Annotated in this window: 16 protein-coding genes; 5 read left to right on the top strand and 11 right to left on the bottom strand. The window is 63.8% G+C overall.

Annotated features, from left to right (window positions below; translation table 11 throughout):
• Window positions 1–15: 15 nt before the first annotated feature.
• The 4 genes from VGN72_02350 to VGN72_02335 form a co-directional block, all read right to left on the bottom strand.
• A complete protein-coding gene (locus tag VGN72_02350; protein ID HEV7298177.1) occupies window positions 16–798 on the bottom strand; it encodes a hypothetical protein in 783 nt (260 codons plus the stop codon).
• A gap of 545 nt (window positions 799–1,343) precedes the next feature.
• Window positions 1,344–2,336, bottom strand: a complete 993-nt coding sequence (locus VGN72_02345) for a transglutaminase family protein (protein ID HEV7298176.1) — start codon at window positions 2,334–2,336, stop codon at window positions 1,344–1,346.
• Between the two features lie 147 nt (window positions 2,337–2,483).
• Complete coding sequence (locus VGN72_02340) at window positions 2,484–3,521, bottom strand: alpha-E domain-containing protein (protein ID HEV7298175.1); 1,038 nt, start codon at window positions 3,519–3,521, stop codon at window positions 2,484–2,486.
• Window positions 3,522–3,680: 159 nt separating this feature from the next.
• Window positions 3,681–5,129 carry a circularly permuted type 2 ATP-grasp protein gene (locus VGN72_02335; protein HEV7298174.1) on the bottom strand — a complete coding sequence of 483 codons (1,449 nt, stop codon included), beginning with the start codon at window positions 5,127–5,129 and terminating at the stop codon, window positions 3,681–3,683.
• 420 nt (window positions 5,130–5,549) lie between these two features.
• Here VGN72_02335 and mutS point away from each other — a divergent pair, with 420 nt between their 5' ends.
• Window positions 5,550–8,201, top strand: a complete 2,652-nt coding sequence (gene mutS / locus VGN72_02330; GenBank protein ID HEV7298173.1) for a DNA mismatch repair protein MutS — start codon at window positions 5,550–5,552, stop codon at window positions 8,199–8,201.
• A gap of 706 nt (window positions 8,202–8,907) precedes the next feature.
• On the opposite strand, the gene VGN72_02325 is transcribed toward mutS, so the two are convergent.
• Window positions 8,908–10,572, bottom strand: coding sequence for a glycosyltransferase family 39 protein (locus tag VGN72_02325; protein ID HEV7298172.1), 1,665 nt, complete (start codon window positions 10,570–10,572; stop codon window positions 8,908–8,910).
• A 50-nt stretch (window positions 10,573–10,622) separates the two neighbouring features.
• The gene (locus tag VGN72_02320; protein ID HEV7298171.1) at window positions 10,623–11,843 is read right to left on the bottom strand and encodes an FAD-binding oxidoreductase; all 1,221 of its coding nucleotides are present in this window, start codon (window positions 11,841–11,843) and stop codon (window positions 10,623–10,625) included.
• Between the two features lie 366 nt (window positions 11,844–12,209).
• Here VGN72_02320 and VGN72_02315 point away from each other — a divergent pair, with 366 nt between their 5' ends.
• Complete coding sequence (locus tag VGN72_02315; GenBank protein ID HEV7298170.1) at window positions 12,210–12,563, top strand: hypothetical protein; 354 nt, start codon at window positions 12,210–12,212, stop codon at window positions 12,561–12,563.
• A 428-nt stretch (window positions 12,564–12,991) separates the two neighbouring features.
• Here VGN72_02315 and odhB read toward each other — a convergent pair whose 3' ends face one another.
• A complete protein-coding gene (odhB, locus tag VGN72_02310) occupies window positions 12,992–14,326 on the bottom strand; it encodes a 2-oxoglutarate dehydrogenase complex dihydrolipoyllysine-residue succinyltransferase (GenBank protein HEV7298169.1) in 1,335 nt (444 codons plus the stop codon).
• Between the two features lie 281 nt (window positions 14,327–14,607).
• Complete coding sequence (locus VGN72_02305) at window positions 14,608–17,523, bottom strand: 2-oxoglutarate dehydrogenase E1 component (GenBank protein ID HEV7298168.1); 2,916 nt, start codon at window positions 17,521–17,523, stop codon at window positions 14,608–14,610.
• Window positions 17,524–18,065: 542 nt separating this feature from the next.
• Between VGN72_02305 and VGN72_02300 the strand changes: the two genes are divergently transcribed.
• Window positions 18,066–18,398 (top strand): KGG domain-containing protein, encoded by a 333-nt coding sequence (locus VGN72_02300; protein HEV7298167.1) that lies wholly within the window; start codon window positions 18,066–18,068, stop codon window positions 18,396–18,398.
• Between the two features lie 441 nt (window positions 18,399–18,839).
• Here VGN72_02300 and VGN72_02295 read toward each other — a convergent pair whose 3' ends face one another.
• The 3 genes from VGN72_02295 to VGN72_02285 form a co-directional block, all read right to left on the bottom strand.
• Window positions 18,840–19,772: a hypothetical protein gene (locus tag VGN72_02295; protein ID HEV7298166.1), complete on the bottom strand. Its 933-nt coding sequence runs from the start codon at window positions 19,770–19,772 to the stop codon at window positions 18,840–18,842.
• Window positions 19,773–20,055: 283 nt separating this feature from the next.
• Complete coding sequence (locus VGN72_02290) at window positions 20,056–20,361, bottom strand: hypothetical protein (protein ID HEV7298165.1); 306 nt, start codon at window positions 20,359–20,361, stop codon at window positions 20,056–20,058.
• A 275-nt stretch (window positions 20,362–20,636) separates the two neighbouring features.
• A complete protein-coding gene (locus VGN72_02285) occupies window positions 20,637–21,407 on the bottom strand; it encodes a YggS family pyridoxal phosphate-dependent enzyme (protein HEV7298164.1) in 771 nt (256 codons plus the stop codon).
• A gap of 140 nt (window positions 21,408–21,547) precedes the next feature.
• Here VGN72_02285 and VGN72_02280 point away from each other — a divergent pair, with 140 nt between their 5' ends.
• Window positions 21,548–22,147, top strand: a complete 600-nt coding sequence (locus tag VGN72_02280) for a DUF4202 domain-containing protein (protein ID HEV7298163.1) — start codon at window positions 21,548–21,550, stop codon at window positions 22,145–22,147.
• Window positions 22,148–22,737: 590 nt separating this feature from the next.
• Window positions 22,738–23,301: a response regulator gene (locus VGN72_02275; GenBank protein ID HEV7298162.1), complete on the top strand. Its 564-nt coding sequence runs from the start codon at window positions 22,738–22,740 to the stop codon at window positions 23,299–23,301.
• The last annotated feature ends 78 nt before the right edge of the window (window positions 23,302–23,379 follow it).

Raw genomic sequence — 23,379 nt, 5'->3', positions numbered from 1 at the left:
AAACTGAATCCCAAATTAATCCGCATCGAACGGGACGTGTCGCGAGGCCTGTTGCGATCGTCGCGTCCGATCGAGCTCGCGCGCCGTGATCGCCAGGCGCTGATGCGCCAGTTCGCACCCGCCATCCACGCGCAGCGTCTTTCGATACCCTTGCATGCGCTGCAGCAGATCCACGCTCGCGTCGGCCGCGGCCAGGAACGGCGCGTGAAGTTGTTCCCACATCGCCATCGTCTCGGCGAACGTCTGCGTGGTGCCGCGACGCTCGCCGGCGGGCAACTGCGACGCTGGCAACACCATGCTGTGCGGCGGCAGCAACGGCAGCAGGGCGTCGATCGACCGCTCGGTCGGCTCCGGCAATTTCGCGTCGTCCAGCGGTACGATCGCCACCGCACGCCCGCCACCGGTGATTGGGTAGACGGCCCCGAGGAAGGTCTCGAGGTACAGCCCGCGCGCCATCGCGAGGTTGCGCACGTCCATCGCGGGTCGAATGCTTCCCCAACCCGCCACCAGCAGTTGGCCGTGCGGGCATTGGCCGACGATTCGGTCGGCATCGATCGAAGCGTCGTTCGGGCCGCTGGCGATCAGGTCCAGCTTGACGATGCCTTCACCGCATCGCTGCCGTGCCTGTCGCCGGGCTTCCTGCAGGGGAAAGTACAGCCGCGACAGCGTCTCCAGATCGCCCGACTCCCACGCGATCCGCTCGGCCTGCACGAACGTGGCGATCGAGGTCAAATACTGCGTCTCAACGAGCTGCGCCTGGCCCAACTCGCACAAGGATTGAAGGGAAACGTCCGCCATGGTTCGCATGGTACGGCGATCGTGGAGGATGCGGTAGGGCGATTGAGTGAGAGGGGGAGGCAGAGACGCGAAGGCGCGAAGACGCGAAGGAGGACGCGAAGGAAATCAGTGGGTGTTGCGCCTGCTGCACGTCAATCGCGCAGCGCGAGCGTAGAGATGGATAGTGTGCTCTTTGACAAGTGAATAGCCGACGCCCGAGAACCCGCCAGCCCTGTCCCGTTCACCCGATGGTGCAAAATGGTGCACAATGGTGCACGGATTCGCGTTTCGGCTTACCCAAACCGCCGCCACGACAGCAGGTTGTGATGTCCTTCGCGTTTGCTTCGCGTCTTCGCGCCTTCGCGTCTTCGCGCCTTCGCGTCTCTTACTCTCTGTCGATAGAAGCGCAACGCAAAGAGCGACAGACAAAGATGCCCGTCCCACGAAAAGGTAGAGACACAGGCAGAAATGACTGTGCCACAGAATACGGGGGGGAGAGGCAGACGGGATGGAGAGACAGGCAGGAATGCCTGTCCTACAGAAGAGAGAGTGGGGACGCGCGAGGGTCAGACCGTGCGGGCGAAGTGGACGCCGCTGTTTTGTTGCTGCTGCTGTTCCTGCTGTTGGTTGATCATCTCGCGGTGGATGTTGTAGCCGGCGGGGTAGGTGGGGACGGGCAACGAGTGCACGCGTTCGGCGGCGAGCTCACCGGGAATGGCGGGTAGGACCTCGGTGTGCACCTTCACGTCGATCGACTCGCTCGCCTTGCCACGGTAGACGCCGCGGTTGGGTGGCACGTCGCGGAAGTCGCGGCCGATGGCGACCTTGATGAAGTTGGGGCCGACCACGCACTTGTTCGTCGGGTCGAACCCCACCCAGCCGGCCGAGGGGAAGAACAGTTCGCACCAGGCGTGCGTCTGCGTGAACCCGCGGAAGTTGTCGCTGTCGGGGTGCACGTATCCACTGACGTACCGCGCCGGCACGCCAATGGCACGGCTCATGCCGATCATCAGGTGCGTGAAGTCCTGGCAGACGCCGGCGCCACTGTCGAGCACGTCGGTGATCGGGCTGGCGAAGTTGGTGACGCCGGTCTTGTAGACGAACTTCTCGTCAATCAAATGCAGCATGCGCAGCGCCAACTCGCCAAGCGACGCGCCCGGTTTCGGGTTGATCATCTCGACCAGTTGCCTTAGCGCCGGCGAGTCGACGATCGGCCCGCCGAAGTGCAGGTAGTCGTAGCACGTGTACCCGGCCGCCCCGGGGGGCAACGGCCATTGGTCGGCGAAGCGTTCGACCTCGGCTTTGGGTCGATCGATCTCCACGACGCTGGTGGCGACGATGCGGATGCTCGCGTGGAACGCGTTGACGGTGAACGCGTGCACGATGTTCCCCAGCCAGTCGAAGTAACTGGCCGCCGGCGACGCCGGCCCGATCGCCAGGCTGAACGACAACCGATGCTGGTCGTTCTCCTGCCGTGGCCCCATGCGCAGCTCCATCACGCTCTCGCTGATCAGGTCGGAGTAGAGGAGGTCGGTTTGATGTTTGATCTTGAGAAGCATGTTGGACGACTCAATGACCAAGCCCCAATGACCAACAAATGACCAATGACCAAATCCCAATCAGGCCAGGCACCATCTCTGTGGCGTGGCTTTCTTGGTCATTGGTGATTGAGCCTTTGTTGGTCATTGGGGCTTGGGGTTTAGGGCTTAATGTAAAAAGTATGTCTTCTGCACCGCCAGCGCCGTGTCGTTCACCGCGGCCTGGATGCGCTGCAAATATGCCGGCAGGCCTTCGGCGAGAATCTCCTGGAGCTCGGCGTACTCCAGTTGGGTATCGAGGCGACCGAGGATGCGCTCGGCGGGGTCGATGCTGCCGGGGTTGGCGTCGCCGCGAATGCCGGCGATCGCCTCGTGGGCGCCTTCGACGCAGTACCTTATGCTGCGCGGGAAGTTCCGCTGCAGAATCAGGAATGCCGCGACGTTCAGCGGATCCATGTCACCGACGAACATGCGGCGGTAATGTTCGATGCTGCAGCAGCACCGCAGCACCGCCATCCAGTGGATGTTGCGCAGCGGCGTTTCCAGCGAGGCCTCGGCGCTGCTGAGGATCGCGAACTTCGTGTCGATCACGCGCGTGGTCACGTCGATGCGCTCCAGGAACTTGCCCAGCTGCGCGAACTGCCACCGCTGGTCGTGCGCCAGCGTCTGATCGGTCAGGCCCTCGAACAGCATCGCGCCGGCCATCACCTGCCGGTAGATCTCTTCGGGCGATTCCTCGAACCGGGCCACGGCCTCGTCGGAACGGATGAACCAGTAGAGCGTGTTGATGTTCTCGAACATCTCCGAAGAGATGTGCTCGCGAATGCCGCGCGCGTTGTCGCGGGCCCGGCAGATGCAGTTGTAGAGGCTGTTGGGGTTCTCGCGGTCGAAGGTCATGTGCCGCGCGATCAGCTGGCCGACGTTGCGCTCGTCGTCCTCGGCGATCTCCAGCGGCGGCAAGTGCATGATCGTCAGCATGCTCTGCCACATGCGCTGCTCCAGCGCCGGCGCCAGGTCGCCGACGTCGACCAGCAGGTTCGTGTTGATCAGCAGCAGCCGCGCGACGTGCTCGGCACGCTCGACGTAACGGCTCATCCAATAGATCGAGTCGGCGTCGCGCGCCAGGATCGGCCGCGAGTGCTGGTTCACCTTCGCCCCGTACGCTGTCGCCGGGCCGGAGGTGAGTTGGGATTGTGGGCTGTTCATGTTCATAACGCTTCATCGGCGCTGCTGGCTTGTTCCGGCCACTCTCCCGGTACTCCGGGAGAGGCTGGGTGAGGGTGATTTCGAACGGCTGGCGACGCCCGTCCATCAAAATCACCCTCACCCTAACCCTCTCCCGGAGTACCGGGAGAGGGAACTTGCTTACTCCTCATCCTCCGACCCATCGTCCAGCACCCAGGTATCCTTGCTGCCACCCCCTTGGCTGCTGTTGACGACAAGGCTGCCCTTTCGCAGCGCAACGCGCGTCAGGCCGCCCGGCATGACGATGACCTTCTCGCCGTACAGTAGATATGGGCGCAGGTCGATCCGTCGACCTTCAAAATGGTCACCGACCAAACTCGGGTGCTGGCTGAGCTGGATGATCGGCTGCGCGATGTAGTTTCGCGGGTCCTCTTTGATCTTCTCAGCGAACTTCGCGCGTTCGTCCTTGGTTGCTTGGTGGCCCATGAGCATGCCGTAGCCGCCGGACTCGTTGGTGGCCTTCACCACGAGTTTGTCCAGGTTGTCCAGGACGTACTTGCGGTCCTGATCGCGGGCACAGATGTAGGTCGGCACGTTGGGCAGGATGGCGTCCTGGCCCAGGTAGAACTTGATCATGTCCGGCACGAACGGGTAGATCGCCTTATCGTCGGCGACGCCGGTGCCGGGGGCGTTCACGAGGGCCACGTTGCCCAGCCGGTAGGCGTTCATAATGCCGGCCACGCCGAGCACGCTGTCGGGGCGGAAGGCGAGCGGGTCCAAGAAATTGTCGTCCACGCGGCGATAGATCACGTCCACCCGCCGCAGGCCGCTGGTGGTGCGCATGTAGACGAAGGCGTTGTCGACCAGCAGGTCGCGCCCTTCCACCAGTTCCACGCCCATCTGCCGCGCGAGGAAACTGTGCTCGAAATACGCGCTGTTGTAGATGCCCGGCGTCAGCACCGCGATGTGCGGATTCTCAGCGTGCGGCGGGGCGACGTACTTCAGGCACTGCAGCAGGTTGTAGGGGTAATCTTCAATCGCCCGCACGCGGTAGGCGCTGAACAGGGCGGGGAAGACGCGCTTCATCACCGCGCGGTTCTCCAGCACGTACGACACGCCGCTGGGCGTGCGGCCGTTGTCCTCCAGCACGTAGTAGAGGCCATCGGCGCCGCGGATCAGGTCGGTGCCGCAGATGTGGATGTAGACGTTCTTCGGCACGTTCACGCCGAACATTTCCCGGCGGAAGCTTTGGGCGCCGTAGATCAGCTCGGGCGGAATCACGCCCTCACGCAGGATTCGTTGTTCGTGGTAGATGTCCTGGCAGAACATGTTGAGCGCCGTCAGGCGCTGGGCCAGGCCCTTTTCGATCGTGGCCCACTCGTCCGATGGCACGATGCGGGGCACGAGGTCGAACGGCATCGTTTTCTCGACACCGCGATTGTCGCCGTAGACCGCGAACGTGATGCCCTGATTGCGGAACGAGACGTCGGCCATGCGAAGCCGTCGGGTGACGGCGTCGTGACCCATGCTCTGCAGGCGGGTGGTGACGGGCCCGTAATGTTCGCGCGGAACCCCCGCCGACGCGAACATCTCGTCGTACAGGCCGTCAGATTCATATCCTTCAAACATCCCGGAGGCCCTCGTGAGTTCCTCGTTTCACTCCATCCACCGGGAAGTCGGATCATAAGGGATGCATTGGCAGGGGGAAAGGAAAAAGCGATCGAACCGCCAAGGACGCTAAAGAGAAAGAAAAAACGAAGATGGAAGATTTAGGATGGAGGATGGAAAGCGCGGACGGCTAAGAAGCTCTTTCAAAACCCCCCGTACAACGGGCGGCCCGCCCGTTTCTTCGCAAATGACCACGGGCGAGCCGCCCGTGGTACGGGTAACGAGACGTCTTGAAACCACTCCTAAGCCGCAAGCGGCAACCGGAGTGCGGACGTTCGTTTCTCATTCCTCCATCCTCGCTCTTCTTCCTGGGCGTTCTTGGCGGTTCATCCTCTGTTTCTTGATCGCAAACCACGCCCGGCGTACCCTCGCTCGCCCCCGATGCACGACGCCGCCGTACCAACTCCAGCCCCGGAAAAAGCGCTGTCGCCAGCCATGCGGCAGTATCAGCAGTTCAAGGCCCAGCACCCGGGCTACGTGCTGTTTTTTCGCATGGGCGACTTCTACGAGATGTTCTGGGAGGACGCTAAGACCGCCGCCAAGGTGCTGGGCGTGGCGCTCACCAGTCGCAACAAGGGTTCGCCGGACGAGATCCCGATGGCGGGCATCCCGTTCCACGCCGTCGAGAACTACCTGCGCAAGATGATCGCCGCCGGTCATAAGGTGGCGATCTGCGAGCAGATGGAAGACGCCGCCCTGGCCAAGGGTCTGGTGAAGCGCGAGGTCGTGCGGCTGATGACGCCCGGCACGCTGACCGACGACGCGCTGCTGGACGGCCGCAACGACAACTTCGTGGCCGCCGTCGCGTTTGGCGTCAGCAAGAGCGACGGTTACCGGGCCGGGTTGGTTTGGGTCGAACTGTCGACCGGTGCCTGCGTCGCCATGAGCGGCAACGAGGGGCAGGTGATCGACGAGATCGCCCGCCTGCGGCCCGCGGAGGTGCTGATCCCCGAGTTGCCCAGTGGCCAACCGCACGCGGTGGGGGCGGCGATCGGCAAGCTGGGCATCGGTACCGTAACCACCCGACCCGGCTGGCAGTTCACGCCGCACCATGCGCGCGAGCAGTTGCAGCGGCAATGGCAGGCCAAGACCGCTGGTGGCTTTGGCTTCACCGACGACGACGCCGCCGTGCTCGCCTGTGGCGCGGTGCTAACGTACCTCGAAGAAACCCAGCGGTCGGCGCTGGCCCACATCCGCCCGATGCGCCGTCACGCGATTGAAGATCATCTGCTGATCGACCCCGCCAGTTGGCGCAGCCTGGAGATCGACCGCACCGTGCGCAGCGGTGGAACCGAGGGATCGCTCTTATCCGCCATCGACCGCACACGCACGACGATGGGTGGCCGGTTGCTCCGGCAATGGCTGCGCACACCGCTGCGCGATCTGGAACACATCCTGGCGCGGCAGAGCGCCATCGCGGCGCTGTTGGACGAGCCGACCGCATTGAAAGAGATCGCCGCGGCATTGGACGACGTCTGCGACATCGAGCGCATCGTCGGCCGGATCGCGGTGGGGCGGGCCAACCCGCGCGATCTGGCGTCGCTGGGGCGTTGCCTCGAATCGCTACCGGCGCTGATCGACCGCCTGGCCGCCCTGCGGGCCGCCGAGACCGTCGCGCCGGATCTGGCCCAACTGCGACCCTTCGTGGAAGGGCAGGCGGCCTACCTTCGCAGCGCGATCCAGCCCGAACCCGCCCCACACCTGCGCGAGGGCGGCGTCATCGCGACCGGGTTCGATGCCGAACTCGACCGCCTGCGCGACATCGGCACCAACAGCCAGCAATGGCTCGCCCGTTACCAATCGCAACTGGCGACCGAGGCGAACATCCCCAACCTGAAAGTGGGGTACAACAAGGTCTTCGGCTACTACATCGAGGTAACCAACGTCCACAAGGACAAGGCGCCGGCCAATTGGACCCGCAAGCAGACCACGACCAACAGCGAACGCTACATCACGACCGAGCTAAAGTCCTTCGAGAGCGAGGCCCTCGGCGCGCAGGACAAGGCGATCGCGCTCGAGCAATCACTCTTTGAGAACGTCCGGCAAACGCTCCTGCCTCATGTCGCGACGTTCCAAGAGATGGCGCTGGCCTTGGCGCGCATCGACGTGCTAAGCGCGCTCGCTTCTCTGGCAGCCGAACGCAAGTACTGCCGACCGATGGTGACGGAAGACCGCGTGCTGTCGATCATCGATGGGCGCCATCCCGTGCTGGAACAACAACTCGGCAGCGAGTTCGTCGCCAACGACACCACGTTCGGCGAGCGGGACTCGCTCTCGCTCATCACCGGGCCGAACATGGCCGGTAAGAGCACGTACATCCGCCAGGTTGCGCTCATCACGCTGCTGGCGCACGTCGGCAGCTACGTGCCGGCCAAGAGCGCAACAGTGGGTTTACGCGATCGCCTCTTCACCCGCATCGGCGCGAGCGACGAACTGCATGGCGGCCAATCGACCTTCATGGTCGAGATGACCGAGACGGCCAACATCCTCAACAATGCCACCGATCGCAGCCTCGTCGTCTTAGACGAAATCGGTCGCGGCACGAGCACGCTGGACGGCCTGAGCCTCGCTTGGGCGATCAGCGAGCACGTCGCGGCCACCGTGAAGTGCCACACGCTTTTCGCGACGCACTATCACGAGCTGACCGACCTGGCCAACCGTTTCACCGGCGTGAAGAACCTGAACGTGGCCGTGCGCGAGTGGGAGGATCAGGTGATCTTCCTGCACCGCATCGTCGAAGGCGGCACCGACCGCAGCTACGGCATTCACGTCGCCCGCCTCGCCGGCGTCCCGAAGCCCGTCCTCGAACGCGCCCGCCAATTGCTGGGTGAACTGGCCGTCCAGCACGTCGGCAAGCCCCGCATCAGCCGCGGCAAGAAGGCCGACCGCGAGGTGGACGATTCGCAGCTCACCCTGTTCGTCGACCCCGCGAAAGAGCTGCTGACGACGCTGGCGGGAACCCAACTCGATTCGCTCTCTCCCCTGCAGGCCCACGAACTCCTGCGCGCGTGGAAGGACAAGTACGGTAAGTGACCGTGGCGTCGTTCTTCTGTAGGACAGGCATTCCTGCTTGTCTCTCCCCCCGTCTGCCTCTCCCCCCGTATTCTGTCTTCTGTGGCACATGCATTCCTGCCTGTGTCTCTTCTGCCTTTGCCCTTCATAGGGTGGGACGAACATTCTTGTCTCTCTCTCTCTCTCTCTTTGCGTTGCGCTCCCATCGACAGGATTTAAGAGACGCGAAGGCGCGAAGACACGAAGGAAGCGCGAAGGAAACCGCAACACAATACCCTGGCGGCGGTTTGGGTAAGGCAGAACGCGATTTCGTGCACCATTTTGCACCATTGTGCACCATCGGGTGACGACGACGGGTTATGGCCTTGTCCGCGGCATCGCCTATTCAATTGTCAAAGAGCCAACTATCCATCTCTACGGACGCGCTGCGCAGTTGCGGTGAAACCCGCGCAACGCGCTGCACTTTTCTTCGTGTCCTCCTTCGCGCCTTCGCGTCTCTGCCTCTTCGTTATCGCGGCTAGCGCCACACAGGCAAGAATGCCTGTGCCACAGAAGAGAGGCAAAGAGAATACGGGGGGAGAGCGGGGGGAGAGACAGGCAGGAATGCCTGTCCTACAGAAGAGGGGCGAGCGGTGTCGCAATGGGCGACGTGATCGCCGACGGGGGTGGAACTCGTCGGCGTCCCGGTTCCGAACGGCGGATCAGGGGTTACCAACGGCGCGCCCAATCAATACTGCAGGTCGAACAGCTGCAGGCTCACCTTCCCATCGGGGCCGAGAATCTCGGCGCTGGGTTTGACGTCTTTGTCCAGATCGAGCTCGCCCGGCCGCACGATGTACGCCACGCGTGGACCGCGACCGAGGCCGGCGACGGCGGGGCCGACGAACTCGTGCGTGAACATGAAGTGGTGCTTGCCCACCTGCCACACGAGGTCGGCGGCTTGGAAACGTTCCCCGACGCTGCGCGAGCGGGCCACCGGTTCGTCCAGCCACATGCGAGGCGACGCCTGCAGGTAGACGAGCATCGGCGCGTAGACGAACGACGTGTCCTTCTGCGTCCAGAAGACCGCATCGCAATCGCGCAGCCGCGGCTGCAGCCAGTCGACCGCAGCGGCGATGTCCATCGTGCGGACGCTCCAGCGGGCCGGGTCGGTGCGGAAATCGCGGTCCAACTGCCACAGGAACAGGCCGCCAAACGCGATGCCCACGACGCCCATCGTGGCGATGGCCGGCCAGCGCCATCGCTCGCGCAGCAGCACGTAGCACGCCACAAGGCCGACGCCGGTGGTCAATTCCATCCACGGCAGGCCGGCCAGCGAGCGCAGCGTGTTCGGGCCGGCGTGGCTGCTGAGCAGGTCACCGGCCGGGTACGCCAGCAGCGCGACGACCGCCACCCGCGCCGCCGGCGAAGACCACGTTCGCCGGGCCAGCACCACCACGCCCACCAGCAGGAACGGCAGCGCGTACCAGTGCAGCACGCCGAAGCCCGGCGGCATCGACTGGGTCGGATCGTCGTTGCGGTCCAGGAACAAATACGTCGGGCCGAAGTGGGCGGGATAGCGGTCGACGACCTTCGCGATGCGCGTGGTGGTCGGGTCGGACGCGTCCCAGACCCACGTGAGGTTGCCGCGCGTGTTGATGCCGTCATCGGTCAGATGACGATGAACGAGCGGCGCGAACGTCACCAGCACGCCCAGCGCCATCGCGGCGACGCCCCAGCGGCGCGTCGGGTCGCGCAGCGCGTCGATCCAGTGCTTCAGCGTCGCCAGCGTGATCGCGATCAGCAGCACCGGCAGCGCGATCCGCACCGCGGCGTAGCCGTAACAGGCCAGGCCGCAGATCGCGCCGGCGACGAAGCCGCGCATCGGCGTCATCGGCCGTGCCTGACCCGTGAACGGCGCGCCGGCCCACAACAGCGCAGCGACGGAACTTAGCACGAGCAGCGGCGCGATGCTGGACTCGTGGCCCCAGCGACTGCTGAAGACCTGCCACGGTGTCAGCGCCATCAGGAACGCCGCGGCCAGGCCCACCCGCGCGTCGAACAGGCGCTTGCCCACGACGTACATCAGCCCGACCGACGCGATGCCCCCGAACACCGCTGGCAGGCGCGTCGTGTACGCGCTGAACCCGAAGACCGCCTGAAACGGCATGAGGAAGTAGAGGTACAGCGCGCTGCGATTGTCGCCGAACGAGCCGGTGTAGAAGGTGGGAAGCGTTTGGAAGTGCTCGTCGGTGCCAAGGTTCAGAAGGCACCACGCGTTCCAGGCGTTGGATGCCTCGTCCACGTGCACGCCGGGCGGCGCGCTGCCCACCAGCCGCATGAGCGCTGCGAGCACGAGTATGGTGGCCAGCATGAACCGGCGATGCGTGGGGGAAAGTTCGGTCTGGGGCACGCACGCGATTGTGCAGAAGGCCGACCCTTGGAACAAGGGACGCGCGCGCGTCAGTCCTGTTGCGCGATGGCCCGGTCGAACGCGAACAGCTCGGCATCAGCGTTGGGGCGGCTGGCCAGGCGGTCGGCGATGATCTGGCTGGCGATCAGGCTGTAGGTGATGCCGTTGCCACCGTAGCCGAGCGCGAGGTAACCGCGGGGGAACTGGGGCGTCGTGCCGATGTAGGGCAGGCCGTCCTTCGTCTCAGCAAATGTGCCGGCCCAGCGGAACTCGGGCTCGATTGGGAGCGCGGGGAACAGGTCGCGAAACTTGCCGACGAGATTGTCGGCCTTACTGCCGATGCGCGCGTCGCGGGCGACTGGGTCGGCGAAGTCGTCGTCCTCGCCGCCGATCATCATGCGGTCGTCACCGGTGGTGCGGGCGTAGAAGTAGGGCTGGCCGCTCTCCCAGATCAGGCAGCGCTCGCGCCAGGGAAGGAAGCCGTCCAGCGGCTTACTGGCGAGCGCATACGTGCTTTTGAGCGTGCAGACGGATTGGTCGAGGAACGCCGGCGTCTCGTAGCCCGTGGCGAAGGCGACGTGGGCGGCGCGAACGGTGAAGCCACGGCTGGTGCGAAGCGTGACGCCGTCGGCATCGGGCTCGTACTGCGCGACTTCCGTGCCGGGAAAGATGCGCGTTCCGTTGCACACGGCCCGACGAAGCAGCGCCAGCGACAGGCGCAGCGGGTCGACCTCCATCGCCTGCGTCGACCAGAGCGCCCCGGGCCGATCAATGCCGAACGATCGCCGAAGCATTTCGCCATCGATCGTGTCGACCGCGATGTCGATCGATCGGCGGGCGTTGCACTCGGCGCGCAACTCGTCCAGATCGTCCGGCTCGCACGCGAGGTACAGGCTGGGCCGCCCGGTGAGGCCGCAGTCGTCATCCAGCCCCGCGATCAGGTCACGAAAGTCGGCCAGCGTGCGGAACGAAGCGCGGTAGGCGCGCTTGGCGCGGTCGTCGCCGAAGAGCTTTCGCAATCGAATGAGCGGCGTGTCGATCTCGTACTGCAGCAACCCCGTGCTCGCCGGCGTGCTGCCACTGCAGACTGGCCGGCGGTCGAGCACGACCACGCGGTGGCCGTCCTGTGATAGCCGATCGGCCAAAAGCGCGCCGGTGATGCCTGCGCCGATGACCGCCACGTCGCACGCGGTATCCGATTCGATCGCGCGAAAGTCGGGGGCCGGTTCGTTGACGCTGGGCCAGAAGAGGCGACCGGAACGGAGATCCATGGGTCATTATTGGCGCGGCGGATGAGCTTGGCAAAGTCGAACGCGTCAATACATGGACGACTCACAGTAGCACGTTCCCGTTCGCCTTTGCCGTGGCATGGGCATCTCGCCCATGCATGTGGACTGGAACAGAGAACGCGATTTGTGGGCTGCCGCGCTGATCAAGCCGTTGGCTCAAATCCATCAATTGGGCCTCACTACACGCATGGGCGAGACGCCCATGCCACGGTCGGAGCGATCCCGTGCTCGCTTCGTACATGCCCACTACTATGACGGTGCTTGCGGAAGATCGCTCCACCATCTCGACCGCTCCGCCGTGAATTTTCGACTTGTACGGAAGCACCGGCCCGCGCGATAATTGAGTACATGCGACGACCGAACGTCGATGTCCTGATTGCCTGCCTCGGCGGCGCCATGCTGGCCGCGGGGGTAGTGGCGGGGTTGATGATGCGCCTCGGCAGCCGGCGCATCGCCGACGCGCGGATGTCACTGCCGCAACTGGCCAAGGCGATCGTCGGCAACAGCCGGACGGTGGTGGCGGCGGTGCTGGGTCCGCCGCGCATCGCGACGTTCGTGGGATCGGAACGGCCCGTACGCGATTACCGCGACGCCGACGTCTGGTACTACCCGATTCCGCGCGTCGGACGCATGGGCATGGCGATTCGGTTCAGCAATGGAAACGCCGAGACGGTCGAGTTCTTCGACGCGCCGCGGAGATAATGAAACCGATCTGCGTACTCGACAGAATGTGGTCATCCTGAGAGGGTGTTAAAGAACAATGCCGCGTCCGCTCCGACCGTGGCATGGGCGTCTCGCCCATGCGTGTGGTGAGGCCAGAAGACAGCATTGGTTGCAGCGGCTTGGTCGGCGCAGCGGCCAACAAATGAAGCTTCGCATTCCAGTCCACATGCATGGGCGAGACGCCCATGCCACGGCAAGGCAGCCGCGACCGTGTTCTTTAACACCCTCTGAGGTAGTTCGAAGAACTTCTTTCGCTTTACGTGTGAATACAGGGCGAGATCCTTCGGTGTACCTCCGGATGACGATGCCTGGATTGGCTGCGTCAATCGCATTGTCCGTAACGAACAGCGGGCGTGCTCAATTGATTGAGCACGCCCGGTTTGTTTCACATCGATCTTTCGACGTTTTTAAATCTCCAGCATCAGGCGCGACGGGTCTTCCAGGTATTGCTTGATGCGGACGAGGAAGCTGACCGATTCCTTGCCGTCGACCATGCGGTGGTCGTACGACAGCGCGAGGTACATCATCTGCCGGATCTCGATCTTGTCGCCGATCACCATGGGGCGCTTGACGATGTTGTGCATGCCCAGGATGCCGCTTTGGGGCGGGTTGATGATGGGCGTGCTGAGCATCGATCCGAACACGCCACCGTTGGTGATCGTGAACGTGCCGCCACCCAGTTCGGACAGCGCCAGCTTGCCCTCGCGGGTGGCGCCGGCGAGGCGTTTGATCTCGCTTTCGATCTTGGCGAACGACAGTTGCTCGGCGTGGCGCATCACCGGCACGGCCAGGCCGCGGTCGGTGCTGACGGCGATGCCCATGTGGACGTAGTCGTGGTACAGGATGTCGTCGCCGTCCAGGAAGGCGTTGACGCGGGGGAACTCCTTCAGTGCCAGCACCGTTGCGCGGACGAAGAAGCTCATCAGGCCCAGGCCGATGCCGTGGACCTCGTTGAAGCGTTCCTTGTACTTGCCCCTGATCGCCATGATCTCGGTGAGGTCGACCTCGTTGAACGTCGTGAGGATGGCGGCCGTCTGCTGGGCGCGCACGAGGTTCTCGGCGATCTTCTTGCGGATCTTGCTCATCGGCACGCGCTTGGTGCCGTCGGACTCGTAGCCGCTGGACGGCGGCTGCGACTGCGGTCCGGGGGACGGGGACGCGGCCTTGGGGGTGGCGGGCGGGGCGATGTCCTTCGTGGCATCGACGCTACCGTTGCCACCCGCGCCAGTGCCGGCGGCGATCGTGGCGGCGACGTCTTCCTTCGTGATGCGACCCCCAGGACCAGTGCCGCTGATCTTCGACGCGTCGAGCCCACCCTCAGCGACCGCCTTGCGGACGGCCGGCGAGAGGTCTTCGGGCTTGGTCGTGCCACCGGCCTTCTCAAGCGATGGTGGGGCGGCGGTCGCGCCACCGTCGCCGTAGCCTTGCCCCTTCGGCGATGCGCCCGCGGCGGCGGCTTGCGGCTTGGCAGCTTCGGCCGGCGCGGCCTTGGCGGCCGGTTTGGCGCCGCCCTCGTCGATGCGCGCGATCGTCTCACCCACGTGCACCGTGTCGCCCGGATTCTTCACCGTGCGCAGCACACCGGCGGCCGGGGCGGGCAGGTCGGCGTTGGCCTTGTCGGTCTCGAGCTCGGCGATCGGCTCGTCGGCCGCGACCGTGTCACCGTCCTTCTTCATCCAACGCAGCAGGACGGCCTCGGTCACGCTCTCGCCCATCGATGGCACAACGACATTGGTCGGCATTTCGGTAATCCTTGATAAGTCCAGATGTTGTTGTCGGGCGCGGGGGCGCCGTTGTCAACGGGGAAGGTTGGGAAGCCCGAATGAAGAGGCCGAGATAGCGGAGAAGTCCGAAGACAGAATGAAGTTAGAGGCCGCCAGTTCTAATGTGCCATCCCGAGGGGAGCGGTAGCGACCTGAGGGATCTCAGTGACGGAAAGGTCCGTCGTTCGAGATCCCTCGAGTCGCTACCGCTCCCCTCGGGATGACAATTGGCCCCTCGCCGGGTCCGATCCCCTACGCCCTTAACCGCTCACGCCTTGCTTCTTCGGCGCCGTCGCGGGCACTTGGGCGGCCACCTGCTTGGCGACGTTGCCGCCGCCGCTGGGACCGCCTTGGGTGGCGCTGGCACCGTCGCCGCCATCGTCGTCGCGATTGCGACCCGTCAGGTCGAGCGCGTGGTCGATCAGCTCTTCCTCTTCAATTTTGTGCATCTTCATCGAGCCGGTCGCCGGGCTGGCGGCCTCTTCGCGGCCGAAGTAGGTCAGCGTGGCCCAGTCGGGCAGCATCTCACGCAACAGCGGGTCGATGTACGTCCAGGCGCCGCGGTTCTTCGGCTCCTCCTGGGCCCAGCCGATCTCCTCGGCGGCGCCGTACTTGGTCAGGATGGCGGCCACCTCCTTCCGCGGGAACGGGTAGAGCTGCTCGACGCGAACGATCGCCGTGTCGGTGATGTTCGCCTTCGCCCGGGCGCTGGCCAGCGTGTAGTAGACCTTGCCGCTGCACAGCAGCAGCCGCTTGATCTTCTTGGCGTCGGTGGCGCTCGGGTCGTCGATCACGTTCTGGAAGCCGCCTTGCGTCAGTTCCTCCAGCTGCGACGCGTACTGGTCGGAGCGCAGGATGCTCTTGGGCATGAACATGACCAGCGGCTTACGGAAGCTGCGTTTCATCTGGCGGCGCAACACGTGGAAGTACTGCGCCGGCGTCGACGGGTAGACCACCTGGATGTTGTTGTCGGCCGACAGCTGCAGCCAGCGCTCAACGTAGGCGTTGCTATGCTCGGGACCCTGGCCCTCGTAACCGTGGGGCAGCAGCATCACGAGGCCGCACATCTTGCCCCACTTGCTCTCGGCGGCCACGAGGAACTGGTCGATGATCGGCATCGCGCCGTTCACGAAGTCGCCGAACTGCGCCTCCCAGATCACCAGGTTGCGCGGGTCGGCGCTGCTGAAGCCATATTCGAAGCCGAGCACGGCCAGCTCGCTCAGCATCGTGTTGACGATGATGAACGGCGCCTGCTTCGGGCTGATGTTGGCCAGCGGGTAGTGCTTGGCGCCGGTCTCGTAGTCGTGCAGGCAGGCGTGGCGATGGCTGAACGTCCCGCGCTGCGCGTCCTGGCCGGTAAACCGGATCGGCGTGCCCTCCAGCAGCAGGCTGGCCATTGCCAACTGCTCAGCGCCACCCCAGTCGATCGGGAACTTGCCGCGGCCCATGTCGCCACGGTTCTGGACGAGCTTCTTGAGCTTCGGGTGGACCGTGAAGCCGTCGGGGATCTTACTGGTGGCGTCGGCGATCTGGCGGAGGACGTCGGCGCTGACGTTGGTCTTGGCGGTCCAGTCCCCACCGGCGCGGGTCATGCCCTTCCACACGCCACCGAACGTGCCGGTGCCGGGGCGCGGGCGGTTCTCCTTGGCGATCGCGTAGGCCTTGTCAAAGCGCGCGCGGGCGGCGGCCTTCATCTCGTCGAGGTCGGTCTCGCTCATCGCGTTCTCACCGACCAGGCGCTGGCCGTACAGCTCGCGCAGGCGCGGGTGGGCATCGATCTCCTTGTACATCAGCGGCTGCGTGTACGACGGCTCATCGGTCTCGTTGTGACCGTGCCGGCGGTAGCACCAGAGGTCGATGATCACGTCGACGTGGAACTGCTGGCGGAACTCCATCGCCAGCTTGGCCACCCAGGCGACGGCCTCGGGGTCGTCACCGTTGACGTGGAAGATCGGGGCCTGAATGGCCTTGGCGATGTCGGTCGGGTAGGGCGTGAAGCGGCCCTGCTTGGGCATCGTCGTGAAGCCGATCTGGTTGTTCACGATGACGTGGATCGTGCCGCCGGTGCGCCAGTAGGGCATCTCCGACAGCGCCAGGGTTTCCTGCACGATGCCCTGCCCGACGAACGCGGCGTCGCCGTGGATCAGGATCGGGACGACCTTCGTGCGCTTGTCGTCGCCGCGCATGTACTGCTTGGCGCGCACGATGCCCTCGACGACCGGGTTGACCAGCTCGAGATGGCTGGGGTTGAACGACAGCGCCAGGTGGACGTTCTTGCCGGCCGCGGTCGTGCGTTCCTGGCTGTAGCCCAGGTGGTACTTCACGTCACCGTCGCCCTCGTCGCTGCCGTTCTGGGCGGTGCCTTCGAACTCGCTGATGATCTGCTCGTAAGGCTTGTTCATCACGTGCGCCAGCACGTTCAGCCGGCCGCGGTGGGCCATGCCGGTGACGAACTCCTCGACGCCCTGATGGTTGGCACCCTCGTCGATCACCGTGTTCAGCAGCGGGATGACCGCCTCGCCACCTTCCACGCTGAATCGCTTGCCACCGACGTACTTCGTCGCCAGGAACTCCTCAAAGCCCTGGGCGGCGGTGATCTGGTAGAGGATCTCGCGCTTGCGGTCGGGGGAGACGGTCGGCTTGTTCAGCACCGGCTCCATGCGCTGGGCGAGCCACTCGCGCTGAGTCTTGTCGGGGATGTCCTGATATTCGACGCCGATGCAGCGGCAGTATGTGTCGCGCAGCTTCTGCACGAGGTCGCGCAGCGTGCCGTCGAACTGGCCGTAGAACATCGTGTTGCTGACCTTGCGATCGAGGTCGGCGGGGCTGATGCCGAACTGCGACAGTTCCAGCAGCGGGTGGTTCGGGCGATCGTGACCGAGCGGGTCGAGCTTGGCGACGGTATGCCCGAGCTCGCGGTAGGTGTGCACGAGGTTCTGCACGCCGATGTCACCGAGCTGGATTGCCGGATGCGCCGCGGCCTCACCATCGGCGCCGTTGCCCGAGGGAAGGGTGCTGGCGGGCGAGACGACGCCGGACCGACCGACACCGGCGTCGAAGCCGGCGAAGTAGCTGAGCCAGGGCTCGTCGATGGACCGAGGGTCCTTCTGGTACTGCTGGTACAAGCGGTCGATGTAGTCGGCGTTGGATCGGTTCACGAAGTCGAACATGTGCATCGGAGTCAGCTCCGGGTTGGGTGCGTTAACCTGTTATCGGCATGAACTGGCCCCGTGATGATTTCGGGTCGGGGCCGCATGGTGAGGCGGGGGCGTTGGCGTCGCGTCTCTCGCAGATTGTAGGCAGGTACACCATACGATGCCAACCCGTACCACGCGCCAGCGACAATCGCAATCCGCGAAATGTCACCAAAAGACGTTTCGTCCAAGTCGTATGAGCGTACCGCAGCGCGCGGCAGCGTCAATGCATAGGACGCGCACCGCGACGGTTTGGTTTGCCATTTTGGCCGTTTTGCATGTTGCCGAAGGAGGCTGGGCATCAGGAGAATGGCCGCGTTCGGTGGCTAAAATGCTAATCCGAGCCCAAGCGTTGCCGGATGTTGCCGATGGTACGTAAGTTGCTTTGAACGGACTTATCGGACGTGTCGACCCCGGCACGCGGAGGGTAAGGAAATTGTTGCCTCGGTCACCGCGGCGTTGCCGTCGAGATGTTATCGACTGGCCGAACAACGATGGTGGGTGTAGGCCAGAAGGGAGTCGCCATGCAGCAGACCAATCGCCAAAATCGAGGATTCGCGTCAATGAATGCCGAGCGCCAGCGTGAGATCGCCCGCAAGGGGGGTCGCGCCGCCCACGAGAAGGGCACCGCGCACCAGTTTACCAGCGATGAGGCGCGTGCCGCCGGCCGCAAGGGTGGCGAGCGCGTGAGCCAGGACCGCAACCACATGGCCACGATCGGCCGGATGGGTGGCCGCCGTTCCGCCGGCCGTCGCGGGAGCAACGCGACGGCAGAGACGAAGCCGAACCCAGGAGCCGATGCGCCGGAAAACCCCGGTACGGAACGCGTGGAGGCCGAAGAAGGCAACCCGACGTAACGACGATCGGTTGTTGCCCCAAACGCGTCTCAGCAGGGGCGTCCTGCTCGATCGACCATCGCCAACGCTCGCGCCCGTCACTTGCGGTTTCGCGGAAGTTGCACGTTCTGGAACGTGTTCGCCCGCGAAACCGCAAGCGATGAGTGGGGTGCGTCCGAGATTCCGACTGTCTCAGAAGCAGGTCTGTAGCCGTTCCGCACGTAGCATGGGCGTCTCGCCCATGACTGTGGATTGGAACGAGGAGTATCTTTAGTGGCGGCCTGCGCCGACGAAGCGGTTCGCTGGCAATCAAGTCTGGCCTCATAACGGGCATGGGCGAGACGCCCATGCTACGTGTGGAATCCCCGTCCTGCGAGACATCACACACCGACAAGAACGTCGGCACCCCAAAACCGTATTAGACAGAACGACGGGGAACGCGGCCGTAAGTTCTACAGAAAATTACGGCCCAACAAAATAAATCTTGATGTACGAGTAGATCAGCGAAACCGCCGCCACGATCACGCTGGCCCAGAGGGTGATCTTGAGGATGCGGATGCGGTTGGCGACTTCCTTGTCGCGCCACTCGGCGAGCCGGCGGTCGATCTCGTCGAGCTTGCGGTCGATGCGGGCCTCCACCTCGTCCAGCTTCTGGTTCAGGTAGTTGTCGGCCGTCTTCTTGATGCGGTTGCTGATGCCGCCGAACAGGCCACTGTCCTCGATGTCTCGCTTTAACGACGGTTGCGCCGCGGCCGGTCGGGGTGGCGGCACGTTCGTGGTGCCACCGGTCTGGCCTTGCTGACCATTGGGGGCAGCGGGGGGCAGGTACTGGTATTCGGTCGTCGGTTCCGCTTCACCCACGAGATTGGCGACGATCGAGCCGACCATTGCCCGGCGTTTGCGCGCGAACTTCTGGAACAAGCCTTCCTGCTTTTTCAGTTGCCGCACGAGCAGGGGAATGGGGTCGTCGTCGCGCGCATCGACGCCGCGCATGCGCGACAGCACGATGAGGCCGCGCTGGCTGAGGCCGTGGAAGCGCATCGACGTGATGCGGGCGATCTCCTGGGCGATCTGCTCGTTGCTGGCGTTCTGGGCGATCGGCCGGCGGCCCCAGCGGATGACGTCGAGCATCGCCTCGCGATTGAGCCCCGCGATCATCTGCCTGCGGTCGTGCAGCGCCGCAACCAAGTGCTGGCGCGTCTTGAAGCGGGTCGGGTCGAGCCCGAAATCTTCCGCGAGATGATCCAGTTCCTCGCGTGGCAACTCGACCAGTTGCCGCACCGCCGTCGGCAACGATGCCAGGCTGACCGGCTCGGCGGGCGTTACGGGTGGACGCGCAGGCGTGCTTTCGGGAAGCATCTTCAGATCGTTCGGATTGCTGGGAACTGGGGACATTGGGAGGTTGGTTCAGTCGGGTCGCCTGTCGATCTTATCGGTCCGTTAGGCAATTCGCTTGCGGGCTCGCATTCTAATCGTGTGCAGTTTTCCTAGGGTCGGAAGAAAGCCCTCTGGTCCCTTTCCCGCATGCTCTAGGAGAAGCTAGGTGAGGGTGATTTCGAACTGCTGACCGCTTTAGTCAGAACGAAATCACCCTCACCTAGCCTCTCCCATGAGTACATGGGAGAGGGACCGGATTCCACATCCCACCGCGCTGGTTCGACCAGCGCTTCGTCGTTGCTCAGTATACCGTGGAAATGCCGCGCAACGCCTCTGCCAGTTCCTCCAGCTTCAGGTGCGCCCGCCACATGATGATAAATGTCACGCAGAGCAGGCCGCAGATGATGACGTCACCCCAGAAGGTTTTGAAGCGTAACCGCAGGCCGTGCACGAGGATGTACCGCCGGAGCATCGAGATGTGCTTATCATCGCCCGCCAGCCAGACCCACCAGCCCCACAGGCCCTGCAGCGTGACGATCGACGCGTAGATCGTCACAACCGTGCCGAGCGTGTAGCGGAAGAAGGTGAAGAAATCGACGTCGGGCATGGGGTGGTATGCGTCATCGGCGATCCGGTCCCTCTCCCGGTACGCCGGGAGAGGTTAGGTGAGGGTGCTTCGAACGACGAGCGATGACAATGACCAATGACCAATGACCAAACCCGAATGACCAATGAATGCCCAAGCACCAATGTCCAATGAAGATTTCCCATTGGACATTGTTCATTGGGATTTGATTGGTCATTCGGGTTTGGTCATTGGTTATTGGTTACTTCAAATCATCCTCACCTCTCCCACGAGTCCATGGGAGAGGGACCAGATCATCACTTTTCGTCTTCCGCGGCCCCGTCCCAGCTCTTGCCACCGAACAGCAGGCTGCCGATGCGCACCATCGTGCTGCCCTCGGCGATGGCATGTTCGAAGTCGTTGCTCATGCCCATGCTGAGGTGGCGAAGGGCGGTCCCGCCGATCTTGTTCCACTTCATCTCTTCGAAGATCTCGCGCGTGCGGCTGAAGGTCTGGCGCACCTCGGCCTCGGTCGCTTCGAACGCGGCCATGGTCATCAGGCCGGTCAACTGCACGTTCTCCATCGAGTCGATCTGCTCTGCCAGGTGAACCGCGGCCCCGACGGCGACGCCGGACTTTTGCGATTCCTCGCTGGCGTTCAACTGGAGCAGCACGGGGATCTTCCGGCCGACTTTGGCGCCGGCGGCGTCGATTTCCTCAGCCAGGCGCAAACTGTCGACGCTGTGGATCAGGCTGACGAGCGGCAGGATCGGCTTGACCTTGTTGCGCTGCAGGTGACCGATCATGTGCCAGCGAATCTTCTGCGGCACCGTGGCGTCGCCGTGCTGCAGGCGGCGCGTGAGGAACTCGTTGAGCTGGCTGGCCCGCTGGGTCAGCTGCTGCACGCGGTTCTCGGCCAGGTCGGCGACGCCCAGCTGCAGGATCTCGCGGATCTGCTCCGGGCCTGCGGTCTTCGTGACGGCGACGAGCGTCACCTCCGCCGGCTCGCGCTTGGCCTTGATGGCGGCGGCGGCGATCCGCTCGCGGACCTCATCCAGTTTTTCCAGTAACGGCGATCTCTTAGCCACGCACGGCTCCTTCCCTGCTCCCATCCTGCCTTGTCACGCTAGTATACGTAAATGAAGGGCTTTGGAGAACAAAGGGCTCCCATTCGAGTCTTCATGGTTCATCCCTCTGAACCCATTCACGCTGATATACTCAGGATGACATGACCGAAGATGACCGTATCCGCCTGTCACGCGCTTTCGACCGCTTCGATGCCGCCAATGCCGAAGATCCCAGCGTCACCATTATCGACGGTGTCGAGACCGCCAAGGCCCTGCTGTACGCGCAGCAGATGACCGCATGGCAGCAGCAGCTTTACCCCAGCGCCAGCGAAGCCTTAAAGCTCGCGGCTCGCGCCCAGCACATTCGGCGATGGGAGATTCCGCGCGATTCGTTCCCGATGGACCGCGCCGGTTACCACCGCTGGCGGACGCGGCTCTACACGTTTCACGCCGACGTCGCCGAGGGAATCTTGCGGCAAGTGGGGTACGAAGACCGCACGATCGAGCGCGTGCGGGCGCTGCTGCGCAAGGAGAAGCTCAAGTCCGATCCCGAGACGCAAGCGCTGGAAGACATCGCCTGCCTCGTCTTTCTGGAAAACTACTTCGCGGGCTTCGCGGCTGGGCACGAGGACGAGAAAGTCATCGAGATCGTCCGGCGGACATGGGTGAAAATGTCACCCCACGGTCACAACGCCGCGATGACGCTCTCCCTGCCCGACAAAGCCCGCGAACTCATCGGGCGGGCCTTAACCGGCGCGTGACCGGGGGTCGCGTCGAACACAACAACCTTGATCGCACTTACATAACCCCGGGCCTGCCCGGGAGGTTTCGCAACTCCACACCATGTCCGCGGGCAAGTCCGTGGCTATATCTCGGACTGCGTTATTGCATGGGTCCTTACATGCGCATTCCTCCGGAATTACGCGCACCCCCATCCCAACAGCACTTGAGCAAATTCCTGCCCCACGCTACTCTGCGCCACCCCGTATTGATGGATCGACCGCGGCGAGGAGACGCCGCGCGGGCAATGGTCGACTACAATATGGTGTGCGGATCGCCCTCCTGTGACTGACATCCCGCTGTATCAAGTGTCATAGAACAGTGCACGAGGGGGGCGGTGTGCCGCCCGATTTAGTGGATATAGAGGATGCGCGAGTGGTTTTGTGTCGATTGTTTGCGAAAATCGTCAGATAGCGAGCGAACCGCACCAATTTTGATAGTGCGACGACCATCTACCTCAAGTCTCCCCGAAACACGCCCGATGGAAGATGGGTAGTTTGGATAAAATGGCGCATTTTGTTGTGTCGCGTAGCCGTAAAGGATTGAACGGCTTGGACCAAGGTAGGAACCCATGAAGACAGTGTTCACCACGGGCGAGGCGGCGGAGATCTGCAAGGTCTCGCAGCAGACGATCATCCGCTGTTTCGACAGCGGACGGTTGAAGGGATTCCGCGTGCCGGGCAGCCGTTTCCGTCGCATTCCGCGTGAGGCGCTGATCGCGTTCATGCGTGACAACGGCATCCCGCCGGACGCGCTGGACAGCGGCAAGCACAAGATCCTGGTCGTTGACGATGATCCGGAGATCGTGGAACTGTTCGTCGACGTCCTCGAGCGCGACGGCCGCTTCGATGTGAAGACCGCGGGCACCGGGTACGACGCCGGCATCATGACGCAGGAGTTCATGCCCGACCTGGTCATCCTGGACTACATGCTGCCCGACATCAACGGCAACGTGGTCTGCCAGACGATCCGGAAGAACCCCAACTTCGAGCACATGAAGATCATCATCGTCTCGGGCGTGGTGAATCAGGACGAGGTCAACGACCTCCTGAAGGCCGGCGCCGACGAGTTCGTGAAGAAGCCGTTCAACATCGAGAAGCTCATCGAGCGCATCGGGGAACTGCTGGCGATCTAATCGCTCGGCACGGCTGGAAACCTTCAACTTCAAACACAATGCCCTCGCGCTGTCGCGCGAGGGCATTGTGTTTGAAGT

The sequence above is a fragment of the Tepidisphaeraceae bacterium genome, assembly GCA_035998445.1.
In the GTDB taxonomy this organism is placed as follows: Bacteria; Planctomycetota; Phycisphaerae; order Tepidisphaerales; family Tepidisphaeraceae; genus DASYHQ01.
Note: the sequence above shows the minus strand (reverse complement) of the source record. Positions and strands in the feature narration are given on the sequence as shown.

Bases quoted from the DNA above. Each gene is read 5' to 3' on its own strand.
- VGN72_02340 (HEV7298175.1), bottom strand. From the start codon at position 3,521: ATGAACAGCCCACAATCCCAACTCACCTCCGGCCCGGCGACAGCGTAC.
- VGN72_02300 (HEV7298167.1), top strand. From the start codon at position 18,066: ATGCAGCAGACCAATCGCCAAAATCGAGGATTCGCGTCAATGAATGCC.
- VGN72_02290 (HEV7298165.1), bottom strand. From the start codon at position 20,361: ATGCCCGACGTCGATTTCTTCACCTTCTTCCGCTACACGCTCGGCACG.
- VGN72_02350 (HEV7298177.1), bottom strand. From the start codon at position 798: ATGGCGGACGTTTCCCTTCAATCCTTGTGCGAGTTGGGCCAGGCGCAG.
- VGN72_02275 (HEV7298162.1), top strand. From the start codon at position 22,738: ATGAAGACAGTGTTCACCACGGGCGAGGCGGCGGAGATCTGCAAGGTC.
- mutS (HEV7298173.1), top strand. From the start codon at position 5,550: ATGCACGACGCCGCCGTACCAACTCCAGCCCCGGAAAAAGCGCTGTCG.
- VGN72_02320 (HEV7298171.1), bottom strand. From the start codon at position 11,843: ATGGATCTCCGTTCCGGTCGCCTCTTCTGGCCCAGCGTCAACGAACCG.
- VGN72_02315 (HEV7298170.1), top strand. From the start codon at position 12,210: ATGCGACGACCGAACGTCGATGTCCTGATTGCCTGCCTCGGCGGCGCC.
- VGN72_02335 (HEV7298174.1), bottom strand. From the start codon at position 5,129: ATGTTTGAAGGATATGAATCTGACGGCCTGTACGACGAGATGTTCGCG.
- odhB (HEV7298169.1), bottom strand. From the start codon at position 14,326: ATGCCGACCAATGTCGTTGTGCCATCGATGGGCGAGAGCGTGACCGAG.
- VGN72_02295 (HEV7298166.1), bottom strand. From the start codon at position 19,772: ATGTCCCCAGTTCCCAGCAATCCGAACGATCTGAAGATGCTTCCCGAA.
- VGN72_02345 (HEV7298176.1), bottom strand. From the start codon at position 2,336: ATGCTTCTCAAGATCAAACATCAAACCGACCTCCTCTACTCCGACCTG.
- VGN72_02305 (HEV7298168.1), bottom strand. From the start codon at position 17,523: ATGCACATGTTCGACTTCGTGAACCGATCCAACGCCGACTACATCGAC.
- VGN72_02280 (HEV7298163.1), top strand. From the start codon at position 21,548: ATGACCGAAGATGACCGTATCCGCCTGTCACGCGCTTTCGACCGCTTC.